The 7,684-nt window shown below is 73.6% G+C and carries 6 protein-coding genes; 3 read left to right on the top strand and 3 right to left on the bottom strand.

Annotation, left to right across the window (positions count from 1 at the left end; all coding sequences use genetic code 11):
- The first annotated feature begins 300 nt into the window (after positions 1 to 300).
- On the top strand, positions 301 to 1,221 hold the full coding sequence (locus ACFU7Z_RS32040) for a LysR family transcriptional regulator (protein WP_380781342.1): 921 nt from the start codon (positions 301 to 303) through the stop codon (positions 1,219 to 1,221).
- Positions 1,222 to 1,411: 190 nt separating this feature from the next.
- Here ACFU7Z_RS32040 and ACFU7Z_RS32035 read toward each other — a convergent pair whose 3' ends face one another.
- Together ACFU7Z_RS32035 and ACFU7Z_RS32030 are read right to left on the bottom strand one after the other, a co-directional pair.
- Positions 1,412 to 2,182, bottom strand: coding sequence for a GNAT family N-acetyltransferase (locus tag ACFU7Z_RS32035; RefSeq protein WP_380781340.1), 771 nt, complete (start codon positions 2,180 to 2,182; stop codon positions 1,412 to 1,414).
- Between the two features lie 53 nt (positions 2,183 to 2,235).
- Entirely contained in the window at positions 2,236 to 3,036 is an 801-nt protein-coding gene (locus tag ACFU7Z_RS32030; protein ID WP_049651648.1) for a crotonase/enoyl-CoA hydratase family protein, read from the bottom strand.
- A 163-nt stretch (positions 3,037 to 3,199) separates the two neighbouring features.
- Between ACFU7Z_RS32030 and ACFU7Z_RS32025 the strand changes: the two genes are divergently transcribed.
- Complete coding sequence (locus ACFU7Z_RS32025) at positions 3,200 to 4,534, top strand: PLP-dependent aminotransferase family protein (RefSeq protein ID WP_380781338.1); 1,335 nt, start codon at positions 3,200 to 3,202, stop codon at positions 4,532 to 4,534.
- Positions 4,535 to 6,019: 1,485 nt separating this feature from the next.
- On the opposite strand, the gene ACFU7Z_RS32020 is transcribed toward ACFU7Z_RS32025, so the two are convergent.
- On the bottom strand, positions 6,020 to 6,988 hold the full coding sequence (locus ACFU7Z_RS32020; RefSeq protein ID WP_380781336.1) for a helix-turn-helix transcriptional regulator: 969 nt from the start codon (positions 6,986 to 6,988) through the stop codon (positions 6,020 to 6,022).
- Positions 6,989 to 7,094: 106 nt separating this feature from the next.
- Between ACFU7Z_RS32020 and ACFU7Z_RS32015 the strand changes: the two genes are divergently transcribed.
- Positions 7,095 to 7,646, top strand: a complete 552-nt coding sequence (locus tag ACFU7Z_RS32015) for a DinB family protein (protein ID WP_380781334.1) — start codon at positions 7,095 to 7,097, stop codon at positions 7,644 to 7,646.
- The last annotated feature ends 38 nt before the right edge of the window (positions 7,647 to 7,684 follow it).

Genomic DNA, 7,684 nt, shown 5'->3' with positions numbered 1-7,684 from the left:
GCATCCGTTCCACCCGGCACGGACACCCGCTCCACCCACGCCGCGGCGAGCGCTCACGCACGACGCACCCCGAGCATCGGCGCGCCGCCCCTCCGTCGTACATCACCGCTCTTGTAGAGAACTGCTCTCGAACAGATGCGGGTCGACACCCGCCCGCCGCTCCCGCCACAGCGTCCGGAACGCCGGCAGGTCAGCGGGCGGGTTGCCGCCCTGGGCCCTGGTCCGATGATCGATCCCGCGCAACCCCCAAGTCAATCCACCGATTTACTGGGACCCCTCCAAGCGATACCTTGGGTCTCCGTGACCATTGACGACCTCCGCGTCTTCGCCGCGGTCTGCCGGGCCGGCTCGCTCAGCGCCGTCGCCCGCGAGCTGAACTGCACCCAGTCCGCCGTCAGCCAGCACGTGAAGCGGCTCGAACGGGAGGTCGGCCTCGCCCTGATCGAGCGCCACCCGCGCGGAGTCGTCCCCACCACGGCGGGCAGCCTGCTGCGCACGGCGGTCGCCACCGGCCTCGGCGGCATCGACCACGCGCTGCACCGGATCGCCGAACTCTCGCGCGGCGAGGGCGGATCCGTCCGGATCACCACCGGGGCCACCAGCATCCGGCACTTCATGTCCGCGGCCGTGGTGGACTTCCGGCGGCGCTTCCCCCGGGTCAGCCTGGAGTTCCAGACCGAGGTCTCCAGCCGCAGCTGCCTGGAGTCGCTCAACGCCGGCCGAGTCGACCTCGCCTGGATCACCCTCGGCGCCCCGGCCCGGGGCATCGACCAGCAACCGGTGGTCGACCTGCCCTGGGTGCTCGCCGTCACGGCGGGCGACCCGCTCGCCGCCCGGGCCAGGATCTCCCCCGCCGACCTCCAGGACGCCCGGCTGATCGGACTCCCGCAGAACTCCGTATCCCGCTCCCAGGTCGAGTCCTGGCTGGGGAAGTCGGGCATCCGGCCGGTCTTCGACACCAGCGTCGCGGACTGGGACACCGCGATCCTGCTCGCCGAACTCGGCCTCGGCCACGCCGTCGTCCCGGCCCTCCCCCAGTGGCAGGGCCCCGGCCACCCCGGCCTGCGGCTGCTCCCGCTGCCCGACCTGCCCGCCCTCACCGCCGGGTGGGCCGTCCGGGACTGGGAGAACCTCGGCCCGCTCGCCCGCGCCTTCGCCGACACCGTCGCCGCCCACTGCGGCCGCGAAGCCCCGCCGGCCGTCGATCCGGAGACAGCCTGACCCCGTCGTGCCCCGCCCCCGCCCGTTACCCGGAGCTCGCCGTCCGCAGCGGGGCGAAGTCCTCCGGCAGGACGTCCAGCAGGCCGCGCGCCCGGCCCCCGCCCGCACGGCGAGCGCCACCTCACAGCGCAACTGCCTTGGCAGCTCCGGCCAGTGGAGCAGACCGTGCCACCGCCCCGCACCCCGACCGTCACCGACCATAGAAGGCGTGACCGCGCCCGATCTCCTCGAAACCCCGGCGGCCGTACCACTCACGCGGCCAGTCCACCGCGTCCGCGAGCAGGAACAGCTGCGGGACACCGGCCTCGGCCGCCAGCGCCAGGCCGGTCGCCAGCAGGGTGTCGCCGTGCCCCGCACCGCGGTACCGCGAACCGGTCACCAGGTCCTCCAACTGGCCCAGCCCGACGGCCGGTTCGAGATAGAGGTCGCTCCAGGCCGCGACCTCGCCGACCGGCGTCCGAGCGGCCAGGAAGTGCACCCGCTCGGCACCGCGCAGCCGGGCGGAACGGCGGTCGGTGAGCTGCCGGGCGAGCTCCTCGTCCTCGATCCACTCCCGCTGTTGGCGCAGCACCGCCGCCCGCACCTCGGCCAACTCGACGGGGATCGCGGCCGGTTCGGGCCGCTGGCAGCCGAGCGTCGACCGGGCCAGGACCACCACGCTCTCCCGCTCCCATCCCGCCGCCGCCAGCACCGGGGCGGCGCGCTCGCCCGACTCCGGGTCCAGCACCGTGACGCGGTACCGGTGGCGGCGCCCCAACCACCGGGCGGCCAGCTCGGGCAGCACCGCCGGGTCGGTTCCCGGGCCCTCGACGATCAGCTGGTTGTGCTCCTCCGATTGGCCGAACGCCGCGTCCCGGACGGCGAACACCCCGGGGAACTCCGGCAGTTCGACGGTCTCAGCCGCCTGGCGGCGGGCGAAGGCGGCGCGGAAGGCGGTCACACGGGCGAGTAGATCCGACATCCCGCCATGATCAGCCCCCGGTCGCCCGCCGACAACAACTTTCCGGTACCGCCTCAGGATTCCGCACCGGAGGACGAGCTGCCACCGGAGGACGAGCGGTCCAGGAAGCGCCGGATCCCGTCCCGTACACCGTCCGTCGGCACGGTCGCCGCGAAGGCCGCCGCCTCCACCGCGAGCCCCTCGTCGATCGGCAGGTTGATGCCCCGGGTCACCGCCCGCAGGCAGGCGGCCACGGCGGTCGGCGCGTGCCGGATGATCCGCTCGGCCAGATCCCTTGCGGTGTCCAGCAGTTCGTCCGCCGGGACGACCGAGTTGACCAGGCCGATCTCGGCGGCGCGGGCGGCCGGGACAGGGTCACCGGTGAGGATCATCTCCAGGCCGCGCTTGCGGCCCACGTGCCGGGGCAGCCGCTGCGAGCCGCCGAAGGGCGGCGGGAAGCCGAGCGAGATCTCGGGCTTCGCGAAGGTCGCGTGCTCGGCCGCGACGGCCAGCGGGGCGGCCTCGGTGATCTCGCAACCACCGCCGAAGGCAAGGCCGTTGACGGCCACGATGACTGGCTTGGGGAACTCCTCGATCCGCCGGGTGAGGGTGTGCCCGCGCCGGACGAACTCGCGCAGCGCCCGCTCGGGCCCGCCGGCGATGCTGGCCGCCAGCGACGGGATGTCGGCACCCGCGCTGAACGCCCGCCCACCGGCGCCGGTGAGGATCACGGCGCGGACGGTGTCGTCGGCGTCGATCCGGTCGAGCTCGGCGAGCAGCGCGTCGATCGTCGGGTAGTCGAGGGCGTTGAGCTTCTTCTCCCGGTCGATGGTGAGGGTGACGACGTGCCGGTCCCGCTCGCTGCGGATGGTCATGGGCGCGTGCTCCGTTCCTGGCCTCGCTGCTGGATGTGACGAGGCTAGGAACACCGGCCCAGGACAATCCACTTATTGTCCTGGATACACTCCGGTACGCACCCGTCCACGCCTGTGCACGCCCGTGCCCGGACCGTCCACTCCCCGGAAGGGCAGGTGACCCGTGCGACCGCCCTCCTACAAGGCCATCGTCGACGAGTACGCGACCGCCATCCGCTCCGGCGCGCTCCCGGCCGGCACCCGGCTGCCGACCCACCGCACCCTCGCCCGCGAGCGGCGGATCGCCCTCGCCACCGCCACCCGGGTGTACGCCGAACTCGCCGCCGCCGGGCTGGTGGTGGGCGAGCAGGGCCGCGGCACCTTCGTCCGGCTGCGCTCCGGCTACGACGGCCTCGAACCCTCCCGCGCGCTCCCGGTGCCCCGGGTGGCCGACCTCTCCTTCAACCAGCCGCTCTCCCCCGGGCAGGGCGACCAGCTGCGGCAGGCCCTGCGCGCGCTCGCCTCCTCGGGCGACGCCGAGGCCCTGCTGCGCCAGCACCCGCCGGGCGGCCACCGGCACGACCGGGCCGCGGTAGCCACCCACCTGCTGGACCGCGGAATCGACACCGCGCCCGAGAACGTCCTGCTCACCAGCGGGGCGCAACAGGCCCTGGACTGCGTCCTGCGCACGCTCACCCGCCCCGGGGACGTCCTCGCCGTGGACGCGCTCGGCTACCCGGGCATCAAACTGCTCGCCGCCGCCCACGGACTGGACCTTGCGCCCGTCCCGGTCACCGCCGACGGCCCGGACCTCGACGCACTCGACCGGCTCTGCCGCACCCGGCCGGTACGGGCGGTGTACACCCAGCCGACCGTCCACAACCCGCTCGGCTGGGTGCTCGCCCCGGCACAGCGCGAACGCCTCGTCCGGCTCGCCGCCGACCACGGCCTCACCCTCATCGAGGACGGCACCTACGCCTTCCTGGAGGCCGCCCCGCCCCCGCCCCTGCACGCCCTCGCCCCCGAGCGCACCTGCTACCTGGCCGGCCTCTCCAAGAGCGTGGCCCCGGGCCTGCGGTTCGGCTTCGCCGTCCTGCCCGACCACCTGCTCCGGGCCGCCACCACCAGCCTACGCGCGGCGGCCTGGGGCGCCCCCGGCCTGATCACCGCCCTCGCCACCGGCTGGCTCACCGACGGCACGGTCGCCCGGCTGGAACAGGAACGCCGCACCGACGCCGCCGCCCGCCAGTCCATCGCCCGCACGGCGCTGACTGGCCTGACCACCACCGCCCACCCCACCTCCTACATCCTCTGGCTCACCCTCGAACCCCACCAGCGCCCCGACCACGCAGCCGCCGCCCTGGCCGCCGAAGGCATCCTGATCTCCACCGCCGACGCCTTCGCCACCACCCCCCACCACCCCAACGCCCTCCGCCTCGCCCTCGCCACACCCCCACTCCCCACCCTCCCCACCGTCCTCACCCACCTCCGCACCACCCTCGAAGCCATCGCCCCCTGACCCCCCCCCACCACCAAAAGCCGACGGCCCCGACTTCCCACTCCGCCACCACAACCCGGCCGTACCGAGCGCCGACAGCACATCAGGCCCCACCCGACCCGCTCTCACCACAACCGCACCAGAAGTCGACTGAGCCGACTTCCGACGCCACCCCCGCCCACAAGGACCCGCCCCACCGCCACCTGACAAGCCCCACTTGGTCCCCCACGCCCGCGCGTACGTCTACGGGCCCGACTTCCCACTCCACCTGCCAACCCGCCACGAACTCGAACCCACCCAGACCTGCGCCAGAAGTCGACGGGTCCGACTTCCTACTCCGCCATGCCGCCACAGCTGCACAGACCGGAAACATGGCATTCGATGGCAGGGGCACACTCACCGGCCACACCAGCACTCGGCCCCGGCGACTTCCGACGCCAGCACCTGCACCGGGCCGAGGCGCTAACGCCCCAACGGCCACCCGTCAGAAGTCGGCCTGGTCGACTTCCTACTCCGCCACAACGGGCCGTCGTCCGACCATGGCGAGCGCCAGAACAGCAGACCACGACAAAGCAGCCGCCGGAACGCTGCACCACACCCCTTGCCGACGCCAGAAGTCGACCAAGCCGACTTCCCACGCCACGACCCGCCACCGCCCCCCACGCCCACGCCAAATGCCATTGGGCCTGAACCCGCCCAGGGCCCGCGCCAAAAGTCGACGGGTCCGATTTCCCACGCCACCTACCGGCCCGCCACAAACCCGAACCCGCCCAGGGCGGCACCAGAAGTCGACGGGCCCGACTTCCTGCTCCACCAACACCGGCCATGCCGCCACAGCTACTCAGACCGGAAGCACGGCATTCGGTGGCCGGGGCACACTCGCCGGTCACACCGGCACTCGGCCCGGGCGACTTCCGACGCCGGCACCGGGCCGAGGTGGTGATGTGCCAATGGCCACCCGCCAGAAATCGGCCCGGTCGACTTTCCACACCGCCAACCGCCCCCGGCCGCGCCCCGGGGACGGAGCGAACGCGAAGGCCGAGGGCGAGGGCAAGGCCGAAGGTGAGGACAGAAGCGGAGCAAGATGCGCGGACCGTCAGCACCAGAAGTCGGCCGGGCCGACTTTCCACGCCACCCCCCACCCCGGCCGCAGCCCAGGGACAGGGGCGAGCACCGGGGCCGGGCAAGCAACAGCCAGGCGCAGCGGGGTGCGCGGACTGCCGACACCAGAAGTCGGCGGGGCCGACTTCCTACTCCGCCGCAACGGGCCGTCGTCCGACCATGGCAAGCACCGGAGCAGCAGACCACGACGAAGCGGCCGTCAGAGCGGTGCACCACGCCCCTTGCCGACGCCAGAAGTCGACTGAGCCGACTTCCCATGCCACCACCCACCCCGGCCGCGCCCCAGGGACAGGGGCGAGCACCGGGGCCGGGCAAGCAACAGCCAGGGGCAGCGGGGTGCGCGGACTGCCGACGCCGGAAGTCGGCCAGGCCGACTTCCTACGCCTACTCCCCCTCCCCCGCTGCGCGGGCGAAGCGGGTGCTCCAGTCCGTGAGCAGGGTCCGGAGGGCGTCCGGGGCGAGTACCTGGAATTCGGCGCCCAGGGAGCCGAGGGCCATGGCGGGCCAGTCGAGCGAATCGGCGGTCATCCGTAGGCGGCAGCGGTGCGGGGTGACGGGTTCCACGGTGCCCCAGCGGCCGACGCGGGCGCGGACGAACTCCGCCGGTGCCTCGATCAGGGCCTCCACCTGGTGCGGTCGGGGCATTCTGTTGAGGCCCGCGCGGACGAATTCCGCCGCGTCGGCCGCCGGGAGGGTCCGGGGGGCGAAGCGGGCGCCGCTGCCGGTCGGGGCGGTGAGGCGGTCGAGGCGGAAGCTGCGCCAGTCGGCCCGGTCGAGGTCGTACGCGACGAGGTACCAGCGGCGGTTCAGGCAGACCAGCCGGTGCGGTTCGACGTGCCGGTCCGTACCGCGCCCGTCGGCGGCCGTGTACGAGAACCGCACCCGCTCGCCGTCCCGGCAGGCGAGTGCCACCACCGTCAGGACGTCCGGGTCGACGCCCGTGCCCGTCCGCGTCCCCCAGTCCACCGGGACGGTGACCGCGCGCAGCGCCTCGACCCGGCGGCGCAGCCGGGCCGGCATCACCTGGACCACCTTCGCCAGCACCCTCGCCGAGGCCTCGGCGACGCCCTCGACCGGGCTCTCGGCCGCTGCCTGGAGGCCGACCGCGAGGGCGACCGCCTCCTCGTCGTCGATCACCAGCGGCGGCAGCGCCGCGCCCGCCGCGAGCTGGTAGCCGCCGTCGACGCCGCGCTGCGCCTCGACGGGGTAGCCGAGTTCGCGCAGCCGGTCGATGTCGCGGCGCAGGGTGCGGACGGAGACGCCGAGCCGGTCGGCCAGTTCGTCGCCTGGCCAGTACCGGTGGGTCTGGAGCAGGGAGAGCAGTCGCAGCGTCCGCGTGCTGGTGTTCGCCATGCGTCGATTCTCCCTGGGATTCAGGACAGGAAGTGACCGCAATGGTCCGTAGCGTTGTTCTTGTCCGAGGGAGCAGGAACCCGTAGCAGGAACCCAGCGAAAGGCCATGACGATGACCACGACCACCACCCCCGCCGCCACGCAGAACCTCACCGGCGAGCGCGCCGACCTCCTGGCGGCCCTGGAGAAGCAGCGGCACTTCCTGCGCTTCACCACCCGCGACCTCACCGACGAACAGGTCGGCCTGCGGACGTGTGCGAGCGAGCTGTGCCTGGGCGGCCTGATCAAGCACGTGACCAGCGTCGAGCGGCTCTGGGCGGAGTTCATCGTGCAGGGCCCGGCCGCGATGCCCGACTTCACCGCCTGGACCGAGGAGGACTTCGCCCGCCGCGCGGACGAGTTCCGCATGCTGCCGGGCGAGACGCTGGCCGGTGTCCTCGCGGCGTACGCCGAGGTGGCCGTGCGCACCGACGAGCTGGTGGCCACCCTCCCCGACCTGGACGCCACCCAGCCGCTGCCGAAGGCCCCGTGGTTCGAGGCGGACGCCGAGTGGTCGGCCCGCCGGGTGCTGCTGCACATCGCCAACGAGACGGCCCAGCACGCCGGTCACGCCGACATCATCCGCGAGTCCCTGGACGGCGCGAAGAGCATGGGCTGAGCCCGGCCGGCGGGACGGCGGCGGGGCCCGTCGACAGC

This window comes from Kitasatospora sp. NPDC057518 (genome assembly GCF_042802075.1).
Taxonomy (GTDB): Bacteria; Actinomycetota; Actinomycetes; order Streptomycetales; family Streptomycetaceae; genus Kitasatospora.
The sequence above is the reverse complement of the archived record's forward strand: the minus strand, read 5'-3'. Positions and strand labels throughout refer to the sequence as shown.